Annotated in this window: 17 protein-coding genes; 2 read left to right on the forward strand and 15 right to left on the reverse strand. The window is 74.7% G+C overall.

What is annotated here, in order from left to right:
* Positions 1–13: 13 nt before the first annotated feature.
* The 6 genes from RSE42_RS14770 to RSE42_RS14795 form a co-directional block, all read right to left on the reverse strand.
* Complete coding sequence (locus tag RSE42_RS14770; protein WP_232322724.1) at positions 14–988, reverse strand: carbohydrate ABC transporter permease; 975 nt, start codon at positions 986–988, stop codon at positions 14–16.
* On the reverse strand, positions 978–1,865 hold the full coding sequence (locus RSE42_RS14775; RefSeq protein ID WP_228485059.1) for a carbohydrate ABC transporter permease: 888 nt from the start codon (positions 1,863–1,865) through the stop codon (positions 978–980). Before RSE42_RS14775 ends, RSE42_RS14770 begins: the two co-directional genes overlap by 11 nt.
* Before the next feature lie 2 nt (positions 1,866–1,867).
* A complete protein-coding gene (locus RSE42_RS14780; protein ID WP_415296846.1) occupies positions 1,868–3,214 on the reverse strand; it encodes an ABC transporter substrate-binding protein in 1,347 nt (448 codons plus the stop codon).
* 54 nt (positions 3,215–3,268) lie between these two features.
* Positions 3,269–4,900, reverse strand: coding sequence for an FAD-dependent oxidoreductase (locus tag RSE42_RS14785; protein ID WP_415296847.1), 1,632 nt, complete (start codon positions 4,898–4,900; stop codon positions 3,269–3,271).
* A gap of 48 nt (positions 4,901–4,948) precedes the next feature.
* Positions 4,949–6,037, reverse strand: a complete 1,089-nt coding sequence (locus RSE42_RS14790) for a LacI family DNA-binding transcriptional regulator (RefSeq protein ID WP_415296849.1) — start codon at positions 6,035–6,037, stop codon at positions 4,949–4,951.
* 248 nt (positions 6,038–6,285) lie between these two features.
* Entirely contained in the window at positions 6,286–8,277 is a 1,992-nt protein-coding gene (locus RSE42_RS14795; RefSeq protein WP_415296850.1) for a DUF1349 domain-containing protein, read from the reverse strand.
* A gap of 259 nt (positions 8,278–8,536) precedes the next feature.
* On the opposite strand from RSE42_RS14795, the gene RSE42_RS14800 reads away from it, so the two are divergent.
* Complete coding sequence (locus RSE42_RS14800; protein WP_034650651.1) at positions 8,537–9,565, forward strand: acetylxylan esterase; 1,029 nt, start codon at positions 8,537–8,539, stop codon at positions 9,563–9,565.
* Positions 9,566–9,623: 58 nt separating this feature from the next.
* Here RSE42_RS14800 and RSE42_RS14805 read toward each other — a convergent pair whose 3' ends face one another.
* The 4 genes from RSE42_RS14805 to RSE42_RS14820 form a co-directional block, all read right to left on the reverse strand.
* Positions 9,624–10,574: a 4-(cytidine 5'-diphospho)-2-C-methyl-D-erythritol kinase gene (locus RSE42_RS14805; RefSeq protein ID WP_081600140.1), complete on the reverse strand. Its 951-nt coding sequence runs from the start codon at positions 10,572–10,574 to the stop codon at positions 9,624–9,626.
* Positions 10,571–11,512: a 16S rRNA (adenine(1518)-N(6)/adenine(1519)-N(6))-dimethyltransferase RsmA gene (gene rsmA, locus RSE42_RS14810; protein WP_085387433.1), complete on the reverse strand. Its 942-nt coding sequence runs from the start codon at positions 11,510–11,512 to the stop codon at positions 10,571–10,573. Before rsmA ends, RSE42_RS14805 begins: the two co-directional genes overlap by 4 nt.
* 132 nt (positions 11,513–11,644) lie before the next feature.
* Entirely contained in the window at positions 11,645–13,099 is a 1,455-nt protein-coding gene (locus RSE42_RS14815) for a resuscitation-promoting factor (RefSeq protein ID WP_276345094.1), read from the reverse strand.
* 341 nt (positions 13,100–13,440) lie between these two features.
* Complete coding sequence (locus tag RSE42_RS14820) at positions 13,441–14,430, reverse strand: helix-turn-helix transcriptional regulator (protein WP_171468285.1); 990 nt, start codon at positions 14,428–14,430, stop codon at positions 13,441–13,443.
* 138 nt (positions 14,431–14,568) lie between these two features.
* Between RSE42_RS14820 and RSE42_RS14825 the strand changes: the two genes are divergently transcribed.
* Complete coding sequence (locus tag RSE42_RS14825; protein WP_251176950.1) at positions 14,569–14,955, forward strand: VOC family protein; 387 nt, start codon at positions 14,569–14,571, stop codon at positions 14,953–14,955.
* A 19-nt stretch (positions 14,956–14,974) separates the two neighbouring features.
* Here the strand turns inward: RSE42_RS14825 and RSE42_RS14830 are convergent, their stop codons facing one another.
* The 5 genes from RSE42_RS14830 to RSE42_RS14850 form a co-directional block, all read right to left on the reverse strand.
* On the reverse strand, positions 14,975–16,141 hold the full coding sequence (locus RSE42_RS14830; protein WP_031316670.1) for a ubiquitin-like domain-containing protein: 1,167 nt from the start codon (positions 16,139–16,141) through the stop codon (positions 14,975–14,977).
* A 178-nt stretch (positions 16,142–16,319) separates the two neighbouring features.
* Positions 16,320–17,336: a TatD family hydrolase gene (locus tag RSE42_RS14835; protein WP_415296854.1), complete on the reverse strand. Its 1,017-nt coding sequence runs from the start codon at positions 17,334–17,336 to the stop codon at positions 16,320–16,322.
* Between the two features lie 2 nt (positions 17,337–17,338).
* A complete protein-coding gene (gene metG / locus RSE42_RS14840) occupies positions 17,339–19,132 on the reverse strand; it encodes a methionine--tRNA ligase (protein WP_144680842.1) in 1,794 nt (597 codons plus the stop codon).
* A 142-nt stretch (positions 19,133–19,274) separates the two neighbouring features.
* Positions 19,275–20,516: a G5 domain-containing protein gene (locus tag RSE42_RS14845; RefSeq protein ID WP_415296856.1), complete on the reverse strand. Its 1,242-nt coding sequence runs from the start codon at positions 20,514–20,516 to the stop codon at positions 19,275–19,277.
* Between the two features lie 326 nt (positions 20,517–20,842).
* A complete protein-coding gene (locus RSE42_RS14850; protein ID WP_415296858.1) occupies positions 20,843–22,096 on the reverse strand; it encodes a PQQ-dependent sugar dehydrogenase in 1,254 nt (417 codons plus the stop codon).
* Between the last annotated feature and the right edge of the window lie 121 nt (positions 22,097–22,217).

The following is a 22,217-nucleotide window of genomic DNA, read 5'->3' on the forward strand; positions in this document are numbered from 1 at the left end:
TCGGCGGCCTCTCCTACTTCAGTCCCGTGTGCGCCAGGCCCTGGACGAACTGCTTCTGCGCGACGAGGAACACCGCGAGGACCGGCAGCACCGTGAGCGTCGTCGCGGCGAGCTGGACGTTCCACATCGGGCCGCCGTAGGCGTCGACGTACTGCGTGAGCGCCTGCGGGAGCGTGAACCGGTCCTTGCTGGACAGGTACACGATCGGCTCGAGGTACAGGTTCCACGACTTGAGGAACGTGAAGATCGCGACGGCCGAGATCGCCGAGCGCGACAGCGGGAACGCGATCCGCCAGAAGATCCCCCACCGCCCGAGGCCGTCCATGCGCCCCGCCTCCTCGAGCTCGCCGGGGAGCCCGAGGAAGAACTGGCGCATGATGAACGTCGCGAGGACGCTCGGCGCCCCGAGGATCGGGATGACCACGAGCGGCCAGTGCGTGTCGATGAGCCCGAGCGAGTTGACCATCCGGAACAGCGGGACGATCGTCACCTCCGACGGCACGAGCAGCCCGACGAGCACGAGCAGGAACAGCGCGTTCGCCCCGGGGAACCGGATGCGCGCGAACGCGTACCCGGCCATCGAGGCCACGAGGATCGTCCCGACCGTCACGACCACGGCGATGTAGAGGCTGTTCCAGTACTGCTGCGCGAACGGCTGCAGCCGGAACACCTCGCCGTAGGCCGCGAACGACGGGTCCTGGGGCCAGAGCGTCGGCACGGCCCGCAGGATCTCGCTCATCGGCTTGAGGCTCGACGTCGCCATCCACCACGTCGGGAAGACGAACGGCACGCTGAGCACCACGAGGAGCGCCACGAGCGCCGCGCGCCCCCAGCGGCGGCGCGTGCGCGCGCTCCCCGTGCGGCGCGCGGGCCGTCCGCCGCGGGTCGCCGCGCCGTCGGCGCCGCCCGTGCCCGACGCCGCGGGCCGGGCCGGGCCGTCGTCCGCGCCCGGGAGCGTGGCCGGGCCGGGCATCACGTCAGACTTCATGGAAGACCCACCTCTTGCGCGTCTGCCACTGCACGAGTGTCAGGACGAGGACGATGACGAACAGCAGGACGGAGATCGCGCTCGCGTAGCCGAAGTCGTTGAACCGGAACGCCTGCTGGTACAGGTAGTAGACGAGCACGGTGGTCGAGTTCCCCGGCCCCCCGCCCGTGAGCACGGCGATCTGCGCGAACACCTCGAGCGAGCCGACGATCGTGAGGATCGAGACCAGCAGGACGGTCGGGCTGATGAGCGGGAGCGTGATCGACCGGAACCGGCGCCACGCGCCCGCGCCGTCGATGCGCGCGGCCTCCTGGATCTCCTCGGGCACCCCCTGCAGGGCCGCGAGGAACAGGATCATGTTGAGGCCCACGTTCTTGAAGACCTGCACGACGATCACCGAGAGCATCGCCGTCGTCTCGCCGCGCAGCCAGTTCGGGCCGTCGACGCCGAGCAGCGACAGGAACCCGTTGATGCCGCCGTCCGCCTGGAGCAGGAAGCTCCACACGATCGTCCACGCCACGAGGGACACGACGACGGGCGAGAAGAAGAACGTGCGGAACGTCGTCGTGCCGGGGAGCCGCTGGTTGAGCAGCACCGCGAGGACGAGCGCGAGGGAGATGTTGAGCACGACGAGCCCGACGGAGAACCACAGGCTCGCGAGGAGCGAGTCGCGCAGCCCGGGGTCGGCGAGCATCCGCTCGTAGTTGTCCCCGCCCGCGAACGTGAACGTGTTCGCGAGGACGTTCCACTCGTGCAGCGAGTACCAGACGACGGCGACCAGCGGCGCGACGACGAACGCGAGCGCGCCGAGCACGGCGGGCGCGACCATGGTGTAGCCCACGGCCGCGTCCCGTCGTGCGAGTGCGGAGGACGCCACGCTCAGTCCCCGAGCAGGGGCTGGATCGCCGCGCACGTGTCGGCGAGGACGCCCTCGACGTCCGCGTCGGCGGTCCACAGCGCGTCGAGCTGGGCGCGCACCGTGTCCTGCAGCTTGGCGAAGTTCTGGTGCGACGGCTTCGTCACGGCACCCTGGATGCCGTCGACGACGACCGCCTGGAGCTGCTCCTCGCTGAGCTTCGGGTTGGCGGCCCCGAGCGTCTCGGCGGTGAGCAGCGACTCGCGCGGCGGCGGGAAGTACGCGGCGAGCGTCTCGGCGTTCTCCGGGTTGGTGAACCACGCGAGGAAGTCGGCCGCGACGTCGGGGTGCTCCCCGGCCGCGAAGACACCGATGCCGGCCTGGCCGATGACGTTCTGCTGGCCCGCCGGGCCCGCCGGGAGCGGCACGACGTCCCACCCGAACGAGTCGTCGAGCGACGACGCGCGGCTGATCTGCGTGATCGTCATGGCGGAGTCGCCCGCGAAGAAGTCGGCCGTCGTGCCGGGACCGGGCAGCGCCTTGTCGACGAACGTCGCGTCGTGGACCCACGTGAGCGCGTCGACCATCTCGGGGTCGGTGAACGTGCACTGCGTGCCGTCCTCGCTCCACGGCGCCGCGTCCCAGCCGTCCCAGATCGTCGACAGGTTCTCCCAGACCTTGTAGTCGAAGTCGCGCACCACGAGGCCCTGCTTGCCCGACGTCGCGGCGGCCGCCGCCGCGATCTCGCGGACCTGGTCGTAGGTCCAGTCGCCCGACGCGACGAGGTCGGCCGGGTTCGGCTGGCCCGCCGCGGCGACCTGGTCGGTGTTGACGAACAGCGCGAACGGCGAGTTGGAGAACGGGTAGGCGTAGAGGCCGCCGTCCTTCTCCCACAGCGCGAGCGACGAGTCGAGCAGGTCGTCGTACGCGTACCCCTCGGTCTCCTGCAGCTTCGGGCCGACGTCGACGAGCGCGCCGCTCGCCACGAACTCGGGCGCGTAGCTCTCGAGGATCCACGCGAGGTCCGGCGCGTTGCCGCCCGCGAGCTGCGTCGTGAGGGACGTCGTGTAGTCCTCGAACGGGATGGTCTCGAACGTCACGCCGGACACGAGGTCGGGGTTCTCCGCGACGTACGCGTCGGCGATCTCCTGGAACTGCGAGAGCTGCGTCTCGTCGGCCGTCCAGACCGTCATGCGCAGCTCGACCGGCTCGCTCGGGGTGCTCGGCTCGCCCGCGACGTCGTCGCCGCCGCCGGAGCACGCGGTGAGGACGAGGGCGAGCGCGACGCCGCCGGCGGCCAGGGGTGCGCCGACGAGGCGGCGTCGGCGCGGGGCGGGGCGAGGGGCCGACCGTGGGGTGAGGGGGTGCATCAGTTCTCCTTCGGACTGAGGGTGGGCGGGGGTGCCGGGCGCGGGGAGCCCGGGTCAGTAGGGGTGGGCCTCGGCGGGCCAGCGCAGCTCGACGCCCGCCCGGACGAGCTCGTCCTGGTAGTCGGCGAGGAGGTCGGCCTTCGACTGGACGGCGTGCGGCGTGCGCCCGGTCGCGAGGCAGTGGGCCGCGAGGTGGCCGGCGGCCTCGCCGACGTTCCACTCGACGGGGTGCAGGCGGTAGCACCCGTTCGTGATGTGCGTCGTGCCGATGTTCTTGTTGGCGGCGAGCAGGTTGGTCACGCGCTGCGGCAGCAGCGCGCCGAGCGGGATCTCGAACGGCGTCGACGCGACGTCGATGTACGTGTCGCCGCCCGTCGAGGGGTGCAGGTCGATCCGGTACATGCCGACGCCGACCGAGTCGTCGTAGCGCGTCGCGCCGCGGTCGCCGCGCACGGCGTACGAGACATCGTTCTCCGTCACCGTCGTCACGGCGCGCAGGCGGCGGGACTCGCGGTGGTAGGCCGCCTGGGCGAGGCCGTCGGCCGAGCCCATGACGTCGGGCCGCAGGCGCAGGCCCGGGAAGCCGGTCCCGCCGTCGGCGCGCGGCGCCTCGGTCTGCATCCAGTAGAGCATCGAGAGGCTGAGCTGCCGGGCGTCGGCGATCCGGGCCTCCTCCACGTCGCGCGGCACGTCGAGCACGGGCTCGAGGAAGTAGTCGATGCTCGGCCAGTTCACGAGGCACAGGTCGCTCGCGTAGTGGCCCGGCGCGAAGAGGTCGCGGGCCGCGATACGCCGGAACGTCCAGAGGTTCCCGTCGCCGGGGTTCTTCGACTGGTCGGCGTCGACGGCGCGCGGGTCGTCGCCCGGGTTCGGGGTGAACGACCGCACGTCCATCGCGAGCGTGCGCGGGTTGGGCGCCTCCCACGACAGCATCCGGCGCCCGTTCCACGGGCCGGGGGTGTACGTGCTCCAGAATTCGTAGCGCTCGGGGCGGTCGATCGTGTGGTCGCCGTCCACGTGCTCGACGGCGAAGCACACGCTGAGGGCCTGCACGTTGTCGGGCTGCGCCTCGTCCGGCGCGCTCGGCTCCCCGGTCTCGCGGTTCGACTCGAACCCGGTGACGTACTCGGTGCCCGTCAGCGGCAGGAGCTCGCCCGTCTCGGTCGCGTCGACGACGAACGCCGCGTGCACCGTCACGGCCGCGCCCGCGGCGTCGGCGGTGACCGGGGTGAGCGTCACGGAGGTGACGCGGTCGCCGTCGGTGGTGGCCGCCGTCGGGCGCACGCGCTCGAGCAGGCGGATGCGGCCCGCGGACCGCCACGGGGCGAGCATCTCCTCGAGCACGCCCACCGCGACGCGCGGCTCGTGGCACAGCTTGGAGACCCAGCCCGCGCCGGGGTTGAGGGCGTCCCACGTGCGCGCGGCGTCCGTGAGCGGGTAGGAGCGGCGGTAGACGTCGCGGATGCCGTCGCGCAGCGCGCGGTAGCGCGCGGTCACGCCGAACCGCTCGACCCACGGGCTCTCGTCCGGCGGTACCGCCTGGGACGTGAGCTGGCCGCCGATCCACGGGTGCTCCTCGGTGAGGACGACGCGGGCGCCGCGCTCCGCCGCCGCGAGCGCGGCGGCCACGCCGCCGAGCCCGCCGCCGACGACGAGGACGTCTGCCTGGAGGTCTGCATGGGTCACGCTGGGGTTTCCGTTTCTCTGGTGCTCGGTGGTGCGGTCTGAGGTCGGTCAGGCGGGTGCCGCGACGCCCGACGGCGCGGCGACGGTCTCGCCGTCGGCGTCCACGCACTCGAGGAGCTGGTGGAGCTCGTCCTCCGGGACGGCGACGGCGCGCGACGCGCGGCGGTCCGAGCGCCCCGAGCCGGACTCGGCCGCGACGAGGCGGGACAGCAGCACGAGGGCGCGCGCGCCCATCTCCTCGCGCGGGATGGAGAAGCCCGACCAGCGGCGCCCGCCCGGGCGCCCGTGGTGCGGCTGGCCGAGCAGGAGCACGGAGACGTCCGCCGGCACGCGCACGCCCCGGTCCTCGAGCTCGTCGACGAGCTCCTCCGGGGAGTTCTCGGGCGCCACGACGACGGCGGTGAGCCGCTGGTCGACGATCTCGGCCGCCGTCGCAGGGACGTCGTCCAGCTCGACGAACCGGACGGTCAGGCCGTGCGCCTTCATCGTCGCGCGGTAGGCGTCGACGCGGTCGAGCGTGGGCTGGTCGGTGCCGCGCGGACCGACGTACCCGATGCGCTCGTGGCCGAGCTCGACGAGCCGCTCGACCTGGCGCGCGGTGGCCGCGACGTAGTCGGCGCCGACGTAGGGCAGGCGTCCGCCGTCGCTGCCGCGCTTGCCGATGAAGACGAAGGGGTAGTTCGTGTCCAGCAGGTGCTGGAGCTCGCCGCGGTCCTCGTGCTGGCCGAGCAGCAGGCAGCCGTCGGCGATCCCGAGGCGCTGCCAGCCGTCGCGCGTGAGGCGGCGGCGCCCGTCGACGACGCGTGCGCTCGTGAACAGCAGGATGTCGATGCCGAGCTTCTCGGCCGCGTGCTCGATCCCGACGAGGAACGGCCCGTAGAAGTCGCGACCGGAGCGCGGGAACGTCGCCTCGTAGGTGAAGACGCCGAGGATCTGGTTGCGCCCGCCCGCGAGACGCTGCGCGACGGGGTTCGCCGAGTAGCCCGTGATCCGGATCGCGTCGAGCACGCGCTGGCGCGTCTCCTCGCTGATCCGCACCCCCGCGGGCGTGGAGTCGTTCAGCACGAACGAGACCGTCGCCTGGCTGACGCCCGCCATGGCGGCGACGTCGGCCTGGGTGATGCGGTGCCTCGGCATGGATCCTCCTCGATCACGTCGTCGATGACGTGGAAGGAGTCTCGCCAGGCCGGGCCCGGCCGGTCAACGAGGTAATACGCATTATTACGCCGGGACCCGCGCGGCTCCGCGGGTGGGCGGGCGCCGGGTGATCCGCATAATGCCCCGGTCGTCGCCGTGGCCGGGCGTGCGGCGCGGGACGCACGACGGGCCCGGGGCCGCACCGTGGTGCGTCCCCGGGCCCGTCGCCCCCCTGCTCGCGCGGCGCGCTACCCGCAGGTCAGCGCGCCGTACGGCGCGGTCGTCGTCCCCCGCCCGACGCCGTCCGTCCCGACGACCTCGACCGTCGCCTCGCCCGCCGCGACCGTCGTGGCCCGCGTCGCGAACGACTGGTACGCGCTGCGCCCGGGCGCGACGTCGGCCACGGTGCGCTCGCCGAACGGCGTCGCGAGCCGGACCGCCACCGCGTCGTCGCTCGCGGGGCGCGCCGTCACGGCCACGTACGCGCGGCCCGCGAGGCACCGCGTGACGGCCTCGACCTCGACGGCGGGCTCGTCGTCGTCGCACGCCGCCGCCTCCTGGGCGGTCGGCGTCCAGCGGAACCAGTCGAAGGACGCGACGATCTCCGGCGGCGTCGCCGAGCCGCGCATCGCGAACGGACCGACGCCGGTCGCCCGGAGCGCCGCCACGTCGACCGTGCGGCCCCACGGCGCGAACTCGACGCCGTCGACCGACACCGACGCCTGCACGGCGGTCCCGTCGCTCGTCAGGCGCAGCCAGAAGGTGTCGCCGAGGCCCGCAGGCGGGACGACCGAGTCGAAGCCGGTGTTGCGGTCCGTACCGTTCTGGCGCCAGATGAACTCGACCCGCGGGCCGAGCGACCCGTGCACCAGGTCGAGCTTCGCGTAGTTCGCGTCGTCGCGGTACAGCAGGAGACCGCCCTGCTGGAACCGCTCCGTCGGGGACACGGAGACGGCCGTCGTGACCTCCCACGGCCCGGCGGGCACGGCCTGGAGCGGCAGCGCGGCGCCCGCGACGCCGGTCGGGTACGCCGGGACGCGCAGCGCGCCGTCCACGAGCTCGTGCCGGGCCGTCCCCGGCCGGACCACGGTCCAGCGCGCCGGGTCGAGCGTCGTGCCGTCGAACTCGTCGGACGCCGCGCCGCTGCACCGCTCGCGCAGCGGGTCGGGGTCCTGGCCCGGCTCGGGGGGCCGCACGGCGTCGGGGTCGCGCTGCGCCCACGCGATCGTCGCGCCCAGGCGGTCGCCGGACTCGTAGAAGAGGTACGTCTCGTCGCCGTCGGTGACGATCTCGGGAGCCGCGACCCGGCCCGTGTCGTCGCCCACGCCGCTCGCGCGGTGCAGCTCCCACCGCGGGCCGACCTGCGTCATCGTCGGGTCGAGCGTGCGGGCGAACGTGATGCCCGTGGAGCCGTGGTAGATCACGTAGAGCTGACCCTCCCACTCCCACAGGTTGCCGCCGGACACGTTGGTGCCGGTCGCGGCGTCGGGCACGACGAGCGGGTCCGGCCGCACGACCCAGGTCTTGCCGTCGACCGACTCGGCCAGCTTGATCCGCCGGATGTTGTCGGTCCGGTTCTGCATGTACGTCATGGCGAACCGGTAGCCGGACGACGGGTCCGGGTGCTCGACGACGCGCGCGTACGACGTCTCCGTGGTGCCCGCGCCGCTGTCGGCGTTCGTCACGGCGACCCCGGAGTCGTCGAACGCGAGCCCGTCGGGCGACGTCGCCCAGCGCGTCGTGGAGTTCTCGCCGTGGAAGTACAGGAGCACCTGGTCCGTCGCGTCGTCCCACAGGACGTCGGGCGACGAGACGTGCGAGACGCGCTCGTAGAACGGCAGCCACTCGTCCGCGACGATCGGGTTGTGCGTGTACTCCGTCCACGGGCCCTCGAGCGAGTCGGCGTACATGACCGAGATGCCGCCCGGGGAGTCGTGCGGGGCGTAGTAGAGGTACCACTCCCCCAGCGGGTCGTCGAGGTGCGCGCCCGCGTGGAAGACGCTCGGGAAGATGAACTCGTCCGTCGGGTTGTAGAGCATCGACTCCTTGTCGGTGACCACCCCGCGGTACTCGAACACGGGCAGGTCGGACGCGGACGGGCCGTCGGTCGTCGCTCCGGTGGTTGCCCCGGTCGAGGTGGCGACCGTGGCCGCGGGCGGCGGTCCCGCGGCGAGGGCCGTCGCGGGGACGACCGCCCCGGCGGCGAGGACCGCCGTCAGGGTGGCGACCGCCGTCGCCACGGCGCGCGGTCTGCGGCGTGGTGCTGCTGCTCGGGTTCTCACAGGGGGACCTCCGTCGGTTCCTCGCCGGCGGCGTCGTCGCCGCCGGGCGCCACGTCGAGACGTGGGCTGGTGGCAGTGTCGCCGGACGGGCACGGCGCAGGTCAAAGGGATGATGCGCATTATTAGCGTGCTCACGGTGCGCCGGGCCGCGACGCTAGAGTCGTCCCGACCGCACCTGAACGTCGGACATCAGACGTATTGACCGGAGGATCGCCCCGTGCCGCTCTTCGACCTGCCCCTCGCCGAGCTCGAGACCTACGCCCCCGTGCTCGACGAGCCCGCCGACCTCGACGCCTTCTGGGCGCGGACCCTCGCGGAGTCGCGCGAGGCGGGCGGGGACCCGGCCGGGACGGTGCGGCTGGAGCGCGTGGAGACCGGCCTCGACCTGGTCGTCGTCGACGACGTGACGTTCCCCGGGTTCGCCGGCCAGCCCGTCAAGGCGTGGCTCGTGCGGCCCGCCGAGGCCGCCCGCGCCGCCGCGGCCGGCGACGGCGCCCCGCTCCCCGCGGTCGTCGAGTTCCTCGGGTACGGCGGCGGTCGCGGGCTGCCCCACGAGCACCTCGCGTGGGCGAACGCCGGGTACGCGCACCTCGTCGTCGACACGCGCGGGCAGGGCAGCCAGTGGGGCAGCGGCGGCGGCACGCCCGACCCGGCCGGGTCGGGGCCCGCCGTCCCGGGCGTCCTCACGCGCGGCATCGAGGACCCGCACGACCACTACTACCGCCGCGTCTTCACCGACGGCGTGCGCGCGGTCGACGCCGTGCGCTCGGTGCCCGGCGTCGACCCCGAGCGCGTCGCCGTGCACGGCGTGAGCCAGGGCGGCGGCATCGCCATCGCCGTCGCGGGCCTCGCCGACGGGCTCGTCGCGGCCCTCCCCGACGTCCCGTTCCTGTGCCACTACCGCCGCGCCGTCGAGATCACGGACCGCGACCCGTACCGCGAGCTCACGCGCTACCTCGCCGTCCACCGCGACGCGGAGGAGACCGTGTTCCGCACCCTGTCCTACCTCGACGGGGCGGTGCTCGGCCGCCGCGCCACCGCGCCGGCGCTGTTCTCCGTCGCGCTCATGGACCAGGTCTGCCCGCCGTCCACCGTCTACGCGGCGTACAACGGCTGGGGCGCGGCCGCCGGGGCGGCGCCCGGCGCCGAGCGCGCGATCGACGTCTACCGCTACAACGAGCACGAGGGCGGCCAGGGCTACCGCTTCGCCCGTCAGCTCGCCTGGCTGCGCGAGCACATCCGGTAGCCGCCCGCGGGTACCGCTCGGACGGCGCCGGACCGGGGCCTTCCGCCAGCAGGCCGGGTCAGTGCGCGACGACGCGCGCGCCCGCCGCGGGGGCCGTGGTGCACCACACGGTGTCGCACGCGTCGTTCGCGGTCCACGAGGCCGCGATCGCGAGCGCGTGCTGGCGGCTGCGGGCCAGCGCGGCGACGGTCGGGCCGGAGCCGGACACGATCGCACCCAGCGCGCCGGCCTCCGTCGCGACGTCGATCGTCCGCTGGAGCTCGGGCCGCAGCGCGAGCGCCGGGCCCTGGAGGTCGTTGCGCAGCACCTGCCCGAGCCCGACGGCGTCGCCCGCGCGCAGGGCCTGCATGAGCGCGGTGTCCTCCGCGAGGTCCAGCTCGGCGGGCCCGCCCACGGTCTCGTCGAAGGTGCGGTAGACCTGCGCGGTCGACAGGCCCTCGGCCTGGACCGCGAACACCCAGTGGAACTCCCCGCGCGTCATCGCGGGGGTGAGCACGTCGCCGCGCCCCGTCCCGACGGCGGTGTGCCCGACGAGCCCGAACGCGACGTCGGCCCCGAGCCCCGCGGCGAGGCGGACGAGCTCGGCGCGCGGCACGCCCGCGTCCCACAGCGCGTCGCACGCGACGAGCGCGGCGGCGGCGTCGGCCGACCCGCCGGCCATGCCGCCCGCGACGGGGACCTCCTTGTGGATCTCGAGCCGCACGTCCGGGTCGAGCCCCACGTGCTCCGCGAGCGCGACGGCGGCGCGCCACGCGAGGTTCGTCTCGTCGGTCGGCACGGCGTCCGCCTGGAGGCCCGAGACGCTGAGCGAGACCCCGGAGCCGGGCGGCACCTGGTGCGCGACGACGTCCTCGCTGAGCCCGACGGCCTGGAAGATCGTCACGAGCGGGTGGTAGCCGTCGTCCTGCACCGCCCCGACGCGCAGCGAGAGGTTGACCTTGCCGGGCGCGCGCACGCGGACGGACGGGGGCGGCGCGAGGGAGATGCTCGGCGGGCGCGGGGGTGTCACGCGTCCACTGTGCCAGGTCGGCCGGTGGGCCGCCCCGCGGCGGGGGCGGCGCCGCGCGCCGGACGGTCGGCGAGTCCGACGCGACGGACGAGCTGCTCGGCGACGCGCGCGAAGGCCGCGACGTCGAGCACCTCGCCGCGCGCCTGCGGGTCGACGTCCGCGGCCTCCAGCACCTCGGCCGCGACGCTCGCCGAGCCGGCGAGGCCGGACAGCGCCGAGCGCAGCATCTTGCGGCGCTGCGCGAACGCGGCGTCCACGACGGCGAAGACCTGCTCGCGGGTCGCGGCGGTGGCGGGCGGCTCGCGGCGGTCGAGCGCGACGAGGGCCGAGTCGACGTTGGGGACGGGCCAGAACACGGAGCGCCCGATCGTGCCCGCGCGCCGCGCGTCGGCGTACCAGGCGGCCTTGACCGACGGCACGCCGTACGTGCGCGACCCGGGGGGCGCGGCGAGCCGGTCCGCGACCTCCGCCTGCACCATGACGAGCACGCGCTCGAGCGAGTCGAAGCGCTCGAGGAACGTGAGCAGCACGGGCACCGCGACGTTGTACGGGAGGTTCGCGACGAGCGCGGTGGGCGGCTCGCCGGGCAGCGACGTGACCTCGAGCGCGTCGGCGCCCACGACCTCGAGCCGGTCGCCGACGTCGGGAACGTGCGTCGCGACCGTGTCCGGGAGCTGCCGCGCGAGGACGGGGTCGATCTCGACCGCGACGACGCTCGCGCCCGCCTCGAGCAGCCCGAGGGTCAGCGAGCCGAGCCCGGGCCCGACCTCGACGACGCGCTCGCCCGGGCGGACGTCCGCCGCGCGCACGATCTTGCGGACGGTGCCGCCGTCGTGCACGAAGTTCTGGCCGAGGGTCTTGGTGGGGCGGACGCCGAGACGCCCTGCCAGGTCACGGATCTCGGCCGGACCCAGCAGGGCGCCTCGGGTATCGCTCATGGGACGCAAGCCTACCGACCCGGCGCCGACCGCCCCTCGCCGGGGACGACGAAGGGCGGGACGCCGTGCGCCCCGCCCTTCGTCGTCGTCCACCGGTCCGCCCTCAGGCGGCCGGGTGCGTGCCGTGCAGGCTCAGAGGAGCCCGAGCTTGCGCGCGCACGCGGGCCACTGGCCCCAGCCCGAACGGGCCTGGAGCGCCTGGGCACGCTGCGTCTGCTCGGCCGCCGAGGCCTCCGACGGGAGGCCGGAGCCGCCCATCGCCCGCCACGTGGGGAGCGAGAACTGGTAGAGGCCGTAGTAGCCGTTACCGGTGTTCGTCGCGGGGTTGCCGCCGGACTCGCACTGCGCGAGCGCGGACCAGACCCCTGCCGGGGCCGACCCGAGGTCGGCGGCCGGGGCGGGCGCCGGGGCGGAGGAACCGCCCGACGAGGAGCCGCCCGACGACGAGGACGACGAGCGCTGCGGCGCCGCCGGCTTGGGCTCCGGCTTGGGGCGCTCCTTGGTGCCCTGCACGAGGATCTTGTTCACCGGCGGCGTCGTGACGCCCTCGGAGACGAGCTCGCGGGACTCCTCCACGCCGTCGACCGTCGTGACGCGGTGCACGGTCGTGTGGACGCCCTCGGCGCCCTCCTGCTTGACGACCGGGTCGAGGTCCTTGAAGCGGTCGGCGTCCTCCTCGGTGACCGTCTCGAACGGGACGGCCGCGTCGGTGGCCACCTCCTCGACCTTGACGCGCTGCACGACGAGCGAGACGGGCGCGGCGTCCGCCGCGGCCTCGGTGTCCTCGGACGTCGCGACGGCGGCCGGCTCCTCGGTGGCGGCCGCGTCGGCGGCGGCCGCCTCCTCGGCCGGGGCCGCGGCGGCCTGGGCCGCCTCGACCTGCTCGGTCTTCTCGACGTGGACGCGGTCGAGCTCGCCGAGCTGGACGCCCTGCTGGTCGAGGATCGCGTCGATGCCGATGCTGCCGTCGGGGGCGACCTTGGTCTCGCCGTCGACGACGACGTTCACGGGGCCGTCCGCGTCGAGGCGGATCGGGAGGGAGGCGCGCTCGCCGGAGCGCGACGCCACGAGGCGCACGTCGCTGCCGCGCGAGGCGAGGGTCGTGAGCGCCTCGTCCGCGTCGAGCGACGTGAGCCACACGGAGGACTGGGAGCCGTCGACCTGCACGGGCACCTCGCGCCCGTAGCGCACGACGACGTCGCCGCCGCCGCGCAGGGCGGAGTCGACGTCCGGGACGACGAGGTCGCGGTCGCCCACGGCGACGTCCTGCTCGGCGAGCAGGCCCTCGACCGAGCCGGCGAAGGTCGTGACGGTGGTGATCTGGCCGTCGACGTCGAGCTCGACGGTCTTGCGCGCCTGGCCGTAGGCGACGGCACCGGTCGCGAGGAGCACGACGGTGGTCGCGCCGGCGACGAGCGGCCAGCGGCGGCGACGGTGCGCGGTGGTGGTCGCGGGGCTCTGGGGGCTCTCCGCGAGGGTCTCGGTGGTGTCGGGGGTGATGTCGGCGCCCTCGGGGGCGCCGGCCGCGTCAGCGGTCCGGTGGAAGGGGTTCTTCACTCGGGTCCAGTCGTCGTGCGTCCCGGGCACGGAGGCTCGACGGCGCGTGGCACCACCCGTGGCCCACGGCGGACTGACGTCCTCCGCGGCGGGCGCACACGTGCGACCACGGGTCTCGAGCGGCCGATCCGGCTGCCGGCGCCACCCTCGGCACCCCTTCCCCAGGGCCCGTCGACGGCGCACCGCTCGCGTCGGTCCGGGCACGTCCCGCCGGTCCGGGTGGACCGTCGGAGCACGCCGTTCACGCGCGAGCGACGATCGACCGTAACCGATCTGTTATCGAAGTCCAACCCCTGGGGGGATACGCTGGCGAGTTCTGTCCGGATTTCGGCGTGAATGTCGTGCGCTCTCCACGAGTCCCGCACGCCGCCTCACGCGCCCTCCCCCTCCCCGTGCTCGTGCCCGTGCGCGCGCCCGGCGCGCGCGCCGCGCGCCCCGAGCCGCGCCAGGACCGTCGCGAGCTCGGGCGGGTCCAGCACGGTGACGTCCACGTCCAGGCTCAGCAGGAACCCCGCGACCTGGGCGAGCGACGTGCCCCCGGTCTCGAGCACGCACGCGTCGGGGCCGTCGTCGGCGAGGGCGCCCGCGACCGGGGAGAGCCGCTCCGCCACGACGCCCGCCGGGGCGTGCAGCCGCACCCGCACGGGCCGCGCCCACGCGGCGGAGCCGACGCCCCGCACGACGTGCGCGACGGCGTCGCCGCCCGGCACGGGGCGCGGGACGAACCGCGGGCCGCCGGGCGTGCGCAGCGTCAGCCGGTCCACGCGGAAGGTGCGCCAGTCGTCCCGGTCGAGGTCGAACGCGAGCAGGTACCAGCGGCGCCCCACGTGGACGAGGCGGTGGGGCTCGACGGCGCGGGACGTCGTCGTGCCGTCGTGCGCGCGGTAGTCGAGGCGCAGCCCCGTGCGCGCGGCGACCGCCGCCGCGACGTCGGCCAGCACCTGCGCCCCGACGGCGGGACCACCGCCGGGTGCGCTCGCGACGGCGGCGCGCAGGGCGTCCGCCCGGACGCGCAGGCGGGCGGGCAGGACCGTGTCGAGCTTGACGAGCGCGCGCGCCGCGACCTCCTCGACCCCGGCGATCGACCCGGCGGCCGCGGCGCGCAGCGCGACCGCCACGACGGTCGCCTCCTCGTCGTCCAGCAGGAGCGGCGGCAGCGCCGCGCCCGAGCCCAGCCGGTACCCGCCCGCCGCCCCCGGGGACGACCGCACCTCGTAGCCGAGCAGGCGCAGGCGCTCGACGTCGTTGCGCACCGTGCGGGTCGTCACGCCCAGGCGGTCGGCGAGCTCGGGCCCGGACCAGGACGCGCGCGCCGGCAGGAGCGCCAGGAGGCGCAGGAGCCGGACCGAGGTGTCGAGCACGTCCCCATCGTGCCGCACGATGCGGAACCGCACGTTCCGCAGCGGGGTCTACGGTCGACGTGTCGGCCCCGCCGGGGGCGACGGGAGGACGGCACCGGGCACCGCCCGACGACGGAGGAGACGACGATGCTGCGTGGGATGGCGACGCTGAACCTGTGGGCCGACGACCTCGAGGCCGCGGGCGCGTGGTACGCGGAGGTGCTCGGGACCGAGCCCTACTACGTGGTGCCGGGCGGGTACGTGGAGTTCCGCGTCGGCGACCGGCAGGACGAGCTGGGCATCATCGCCCGGTCGTGGTCGCCGCGCCCTCAGCCGGGCACGCCGGGCGGCGCGATCGTGAACTGGCACGTCGACGACGTGCGGGCCGCGTTCGCCCGCCTCCTCGCCCTGGGCGCGACGGAGTACGAGGGCGTCGTCGAGCGCGGGCAGGGCGAGGGCTTCGTCACCGCCTCGGTCGTGGACCCGTTCGGCAACGTCCTCGGGATCATGCAGAACCCGCACTACCTCGAGATGCTCGGGCGGTAGCGGCGCGACTGCGGAGCGGTCAGTACCAGCCCTTGGCGACGGAGTGGGACCACGCGGAGCACGGCGTGCCGTAGCGGCCCTCGATGTACCCGAGGCCCCACGTGATCTGCGTCGCCGGGTTGGTGCGCCAGTCGGAGCCCGCGCTCGCCATCTTGGAGCCGGGGAGCGCCTGCGGGATCCCGTACGCGCTCGAGCTCGGGTTGTCCGCGTCGACGCGCCAGTTGCTCTCCTTGGTCCAGAGCTTGTCGAGGCACACGAACTGGTCGTCGCCCCAGCCGCGCTGCGCGGCGAGGGAGCGGCCGACGGCGCGCGCCGAGCCCGGGTCCACCGAGACCGAGACGTCCATCGTCCCGACCTTGATGACCTCGTTCCGCGGCTCCGTCGTGACCGTGCGCGTAAGGACCGTGCGCGACACCTCGGCCCCGCCGAGCGTCTGCACCGAGTAGGTCGTGACCGCCTCGCCGACGCGACCGGACTGCACGACGACGCGGTGCCCCTGCGGGAGCGTCGGGTCCTCGCGCTCCTCCGTCTCGAACGGCAGGACCTCCGTGACCGTGTCCGCCGTGGCCGCCGCGCGGCTCACGAGCACGAGCATCCCGTCCACCGCCGCGGCGTCGAGCGGCGCGGACGTGCCGTCACCCTCGGCCAGCACGATGCCCGCGGTCGCGAGGACCCCGCGCACCGTGGGCTCGGCCGTCGTGATGGGCATGACCGCGCCGTCGACCGCGACGTGGACCGTCTTGAGCGTGGAGACCCGGATCGGCTCGCGCCCGAGGGCCTGCGTGCGCGACACCTCGGTCACGGCGCCCTCGGCGCGCGGGCCGAGGTAGGTGAGCAGCTCGCCCACGGTGCGGGCCGTCGTCGGGATCGTCTGCACCTGGCCGTCGATCTCGACGGTGACGTCGTGGCTCGTGCGCACGACGATCGTGCCGCCGTCGCGCGCCGGGTCGGCGAGCGCGGGCTCGACGAGGTCCTGCTCGCCGACCGCGACGCCCTGGTAGTCGAGCACCGCGGCGACCGTGCGCCCGTACGCGGAGACCTGGTGCAGCTCGCCGTCCACGTCGAGCGTGACGTCCTTGTGGAGCGTGGCGAACGCGCCGGTGACCCCGACGAGGCTCGCGACGACGAGGCCCTGGGCCGCGAGGCGCTGCACGCGCCGCCGGCCGGTTCCGTCAGGTGCGAGCACGCGGGCGGTCCCTTCTGCGGGAGGACGCCCGCCGGCGAGCGCCGGGGGCGAGGTGCGGGACGTCGTCGGCGCGGGGCGCACGACGCACGGACCCGACCGTAGCCGAAACGTGACCTGGGGGCGAAACCTCGCAGCCCTCGCGCACCGGACGCGGTCGTCCCGCCCGGGTGCGCGGTCGTCACCAGGGGCCGTACACCGCGACGGAGGTCGCGGCCAGGCGCTCGCACACGTCCGCGAGCGGTCGGTCCACGACCTCGGCGACCGTACGGACCGTCGTCGGCAGGACGTACGGCGCGTTGGGACGCCCGCGGTACGGGTGCGGCGTGAGGTACGGCGCGTCCGTCTCGACGAGGACCTGCCCGAGCGGGACGGCGCGCAACGCAGCCCGCAGCTCGTCGTTCGCGCGGAACGTCACCGGGCCCGCGAACGACAGGTACCAGCCCTGATCCCCGCAGAACTTCGCCATCGCGGCGTCGCCCGAGTAGCAGTGGAAGACCGTCCGCTCGGGGGCGCCGTCGCGCGCGAGGACGTCGAGCACCTGCGCGTGCGCGTCGCGGTCGTGGATCTGGAGCGCGAGGCCGAGCTCCTTCGCGAGCGCGACGTGCGCGCGGAACGCCTCGCGCTGGACGGCCTCGCCCCAGGCGCCGGTGCGGAACAGGTCCATCCCGGTCTCGCCGATCGCGCGCACGCGGTCGTTCGCACGCGCGATCGCCGCGATCTCCGCGACCGCGTCGTCGAGCGGCACGTCGTGGTGCGGCCGCGGGTCGGGCTCGAGCCCGTCCGGCCCGACCTCCCGCACCCCGCCGTGCAGCACGGCCTCGTTCGGATGGATGGCCACGGCCCCGAGCAGCCGCCCGACCCCCGGCGCCCCCGGCGCCCCCGCGCCGCCGACCAGGTGGTCCTGGCTCGTCCCCACCTCAGCACGCGCCGGATCCGCCTGCTCGCGACCCCAGACCGCCTGGTCGCCGCGCAGGAGGGCGTCCGTCCAGCGGGCCGCGGGGAGGTCGCAGCCCACCTGCACGACCCGGTCCACGCCGACGGCCGCCGCCCGGGCCAGGTGGTCCGCGACGGTCGGGGCAGGGGTGCCCTCGGGGAGGACGTGCGCGATCGAGTCGAGGTGCGTGTGGTTGTCCACCACCGGGACCGGCAGCGGCTCCGGGTCCGGCGGCCAGCCGCGCTCGCGCTGCTTGGCCACCGTCAGGCGCCCTCGCGCAGACGGTCGAGCTCCTCCTCGACGATCGAGTCGTCGAGCTTGGTGAACACCGGCGTCGGCTTGCCGACCGGGGTGCCCGGCACGACGGCCTTCGGCTCCCACGTCGCCAGGCCCTCGGCGCGGTAGTCGCCCGTGATGACCGGGTAGTGGCGCGAGTCGTCGTCGAGGTCGGTCACCTCGTCGATGCGCGGCTGGGCCGCGAACGTGCCCGTGCCGCCGAACGCCTCGTGCACCTGCTGCGCCGAGTGCGGCAGGAACGGCGACAGGATCGTGTTGAGGTCGCTCACCGCCTGGGTCACGGTGTGCAGCACGGTCGCGAGCCGGTCCGGGTCGGTCTTGAGCTTCCACGGCTCGGTGTCCGACACGTACTTGTTCACCTCGCCGACCGTCTTCATGGCCTCGGCGACGGCGGCGCGCTGGCGGTGCGTCGCGATGAGCTCGCCCACGCGCCCGAACGCGGTCGTCGTCGTCGCGAGGACGCCCTCGTCGATCGGCTGGCGCTGCCCCGGCTCCGGGATCGCCCCGAAGTTCTTGTGCACGAGGTTCGCCGTGCGGTTCACGAGGTTGCCCCAGCCGGCCACGAGCTCGTCGTTCGTGCGGCGCTGGAAGTCCGCCCACGTGAAGTCGACGTCCTGCGTCTCCGGCCCGGCCGACGCCACGTAGTACCGGAACGCGTCCGGCTGGTAGCGGGCCAGCATGTCGCGCACGTAGATGACGACGCCGCGCGACGACGAGAACTTCTGGCCCTCGACGTTGAGGAACTCGCTCGACACGACCTCGGTCGGGAGCTGGAGGTTCCCGTACGGGCCCGGGGCGCCGCCCTTGCTCCCCCGGCCGTCGTAGCCGAGCAGCTCGGCCGGCCAGATCTGGGAGTGGAACGTGATGTTGTCCTTGCCCATGAAGTAGTACGACCGCGCCTCCGGGTCGTTCCAGAACGCGCGCCACGCGTCCGGGTCGCCGCTGCGCCGCGCCCATTCGATCGACGCCGAGAGGTACCCGATCACCGCGTCGAACCACACGTACAGGCGCTTGCTCGAGTTCTCCTCCCACCCGGGCAGCGGGACCGGGATGCCCCAGTCGATGTCGCGCGTCATGGCGCGCGGGCGCACGTCGTCGAGCAGGTTGAGCGAGAACTTCAGGACGTTCGGGCGCCACGCGGTGCGCGTGCGCAGCCAGTCCCCCAGCGCGTCGACGAACGCGGGCAGGTCGAGGAAGAAGTGGTTCGACTCGACGAACTTCGGCGTCTCGCCGTTGATGCGGCTGTGCGGGTTGATGAGGTCGATCGCGTCGAGCTGGTTGCCGCAGTTGTCGCACTGGTCGCCGCGCGCGCCGTCGTAGCCGCAGATGGGGCACGTGCCCTCGATGTAGCGGTCGGGCAGCGTGCGGCCCGTGGACGGCGAGATCGCGCCCATGGTCGTCTTCTCGACCATGTACCCGTTCTTGTGGACCGTGCGGAACATCTCCTGCACGACGGCGTAGTGGTTGCGCGTCGTGGTCCGCGTGAAGAGGTCGTACGACAGGCCGAGCTGGTGCAGGTCCTCGACGATGACGCGGTTGTACCGGTCCGCGAGCTCCTGCGGGCTCACGCCCTCCTTGTCGGCCTGGACGAGGATCGGCGTGCCGTGCTCGTCGGTGCCCGAGACCATGAGGACGTCGTGACCCGCCATCCGCATGTGCCGGCTGAAGACGTCCGACGGGACACCGAAACCTGCGACGTGGCCGATGTGGCGCGGCCCGTTGGCATACGGCCACGCCACGGCCGAGAGGATGTGGGTCATGGTGCCCGATCCTAGTCGGGCAGCGCCGCGCCCTGCGGCGGCGTCCACCGGCGGAGAACGAGCGCCGCCGAGCACGGGGTTGCCGACGTTCTCAGCTCCAGAACGTCGGCAACCCCGTGCTCGGCGGAGGGAAGGCGCGTGCTCAGTACCAGTTGACGGCCTGCGAGTGCGACCACGCGCCGCACGGCGAGCCGTAGGAGCCGGCGATGTAGTCGAGGCCCCAGGCGATCTGCGTCGCGGGGTTGGTCGCCCAGTCGGCGCCCTTGCTCGCCATCTTCGAGCCGGGCAGCGACTGCGGGATGCCGTAGGCGCTCGACGTCGGGTTGTCCGCCGTCGGGTTCCAGTTGGACTCCTTGGTCCACAGCTTCTCGAGGCACGTCCACTGCGAGCCGGTCCAGCCGCGCTCGGCGGCCATGGCCTGCCCGATCGTGCGCGGGTCCTTCGGGCGCTCCTTCGTGCCGGTCGCGACGACCTCGTCCACGGGAGCGGTCGTCACCTCCTGCGAGAGCTGCTCGCGCGACTCCTCGACGCCGTCCACGAGGGTGACCTCGAACGTCGTCGTGGTGACGCCGTCGGCGCCCGCCTGGGTGACGGCCGACTCGTCGGTGTACCTGGCGTCGTCGGGCTGCTGCACGGTCCCGTGCGGCACGGGGGTCGTCGTCTGCTGCTGCTCGACGACGACGCGCTGCACGACGAGCGACACCGCCGGTGCGCCCGGCTCGGGCGCCTCGACGCGCTGGACGCTCACGCGGTCCAGCTCGCTGAGCTCGATGCCCTGCTGGTCGAGGATCGCGGGGATGCCGATGCTGCCGTCGGGCGCGACCTTCGTCTGCCCGTCGGCGACCACGTTCACCGGCCCGTCGGTGTCGAGGCGCAGGTCGAGCGACGCGCGCTCGCCGGACCGCGACGCGACGAGGCGGACGTCGCCGCCGCGCTCCGCGAGGGTGTCGAGCGCCTCGTCGGCGTCGAGCGCGGTGAGCCAGACGTCGGACTGCGCGCCGTCGGTCTGGACGGTGACCTTCTTGCCGAGGCGCACCACGACGTCGTCGCCGTCGCTGAGCGCGGAGCCGGGGTCGGGCGCGACCTGGTCGCGCGCGCCGACCTCGACCCCGGCGGCGTCGAGCGCGCCGCCGACGGAGCCGGCGAGCGTGCTGACGGTGGTCGTCTCGCCGTCGACGTCGATCGTCACGGTCTTGCTGGCCTCGCCGTAGGCGACGGCACCGGAGCCGACGAGCGCGACGGCGGTGGCCGCCGTGACGATCGACCAGCGCCGCCGGCGCGTCGACCGGAGGCTCCGGGCCGCGCGGGCGGACCGACGGGTGGGGTTCTCGGGGCTCTCGGCGGTCGGCACCGCCTCCGGGGTGGTCTCGGGGGTGTGCGCCATGACGTCGGCCGTCTCGGGCGCGCGGGAACGGAAGGGGTTGTGCACAGTGGTCCAAGTCGTCGGGGGCTCCCGGGCACGGGGGTCGACGGCGCGCACGCGCCTCCGGGGTGCTCCGCAGCGTGGCGGGCGCACCCGGCTCGACCGGCCGATCCGGCGTCCTGCGGCCCTCGGCGCCCTGGGCGCCCGGGAGAGGCCGCGTCCCACGGCCGGCCAATACACCTGTCCCCGGTGAGCGGCTACGCGAGACACTCGACCGTAACCGATTCGTTATCGCACACCAAACCGCCTGGTCACGTCGCGCGTCCGGCGCGCACGTTCCCGGGCGCTCACCCCGCCGGCGTCACCGTGACCCGGAGCAGCCGGTCGTCGCCGTCGCGCGGCTCGCCCCGACCGTCCGTGTCGTTCGTCAGCACGTAGAGCACCGCGCTCCCGTCGTCGCCGGGCGGCGTCGCGGGATCGACGAGGACCGCGCGCAGCCGCCCCCGGTCCGTCAGCACCGCCTGCGGCGCGCCGAACGCCGCGGCGTCGGCGCCGCCGTCGGGCGAGGCGAACGGCACGCGCCACAGCCGCTCCCCGCGCAGCCCCGCGAGGTACACGCCCTCACGGGTCACGGCGATCCCGCTGGGCGAGGCGTCCGACGTCGGCCACGTCGCCACCGGGTCGACGAACCTGGCCGCCGCCCCGCCCGTGCCCTCGACGTCGGGCCAGCCGTAGTTCCCGCCGGGCACGACGACGTTGAGCTCGTCGAACGTGTCCTGGCCGAACTCGGACGCGAGCATCCGGCCCGTCGCGTCCCACGCGACCCCCTGGACGTTGCGGTGCCCGAGGCTCCACACCGGCGAGGCCGGGTCCGGGTTGCCGGGCGCGGGGTCGCCGTCCACCGTGACGCGCAGGATCTTGCCCGCGAGCGCACCCGGGTCCTGCGCCGCCCCGCGCTGCTGCGCGTCGCCCGTCGTGACGTAGAGGTGGCCGTCGGGTCCGAACGCGAGCCGTCCGCCGTCGTGCGTGGAGGCCGCAGGGACGCCCTCGACGACCGGCGTCAGGGCGGAGAGCTCGCGCCCCGCGAGCGTCCCCCGCAGCACCTCGTTGCCGTCCGGCGCGGTCCGGTACACGAACACCTCCCCCGCCGCGACCCCGCCCACCGGGCCCACCGCGACGCCGAGGAGCCCCGACTCGCCGCGCGCGACCGTGCCGTCGCGCAGGTCGTCCGCTCCTGGCCCGGTCACCGGTTCGACGGCGCCCGTCGCCGGGTCGACGACGACCAGCCGGCGCTCGTCGCGCAGCGAGACGAGCAGCGTGCCGTCCGCGAGCGCCGCGAGCCCCCACGGCGCCGGGAGCCCGGTCGCGACCTCGACCACGTCGACGCGCACCTCGGGCACCACGACCAGGCCGTCGGAGGCGGCCTCCGGTGACAGGGCGGACGCGTCGGGCGCGACCGGGTCGGCGGGCGGGGACGGGGCGGTCGTGGCCGACGGCGCAGGGGCGGGCGCGTCGTCGGGCGCCCCGTCCGAGCACGCGCCCGCGCCGAGCACGACGGCGAGCCCGACGGCGAGCACGGGCACGCCGGTCCGCGCGCGCACGGCGGGACCTCGACCTGAGGCCCGGGTCCTGTGGTGGCGTCGCACCCGCCCATCGTCACCCGCAGCGGCGGGTCGTGCCGGGCGATGATCGGCAGGGGCGACGGACCTTCGGCCCGCGCCG

Origin of the sequence: Cellulosimicrobium sp. SJTW-1 (assembly GCF_047716875.1) — a bacterium.
Taxonomy (GTDB): Bacteria; Actinomycetota; Actinomycetes; order Actinomycetales; family Cellulomonadaceae; genus Cellulosimicrobium; species Cellulosimicrobium funkei.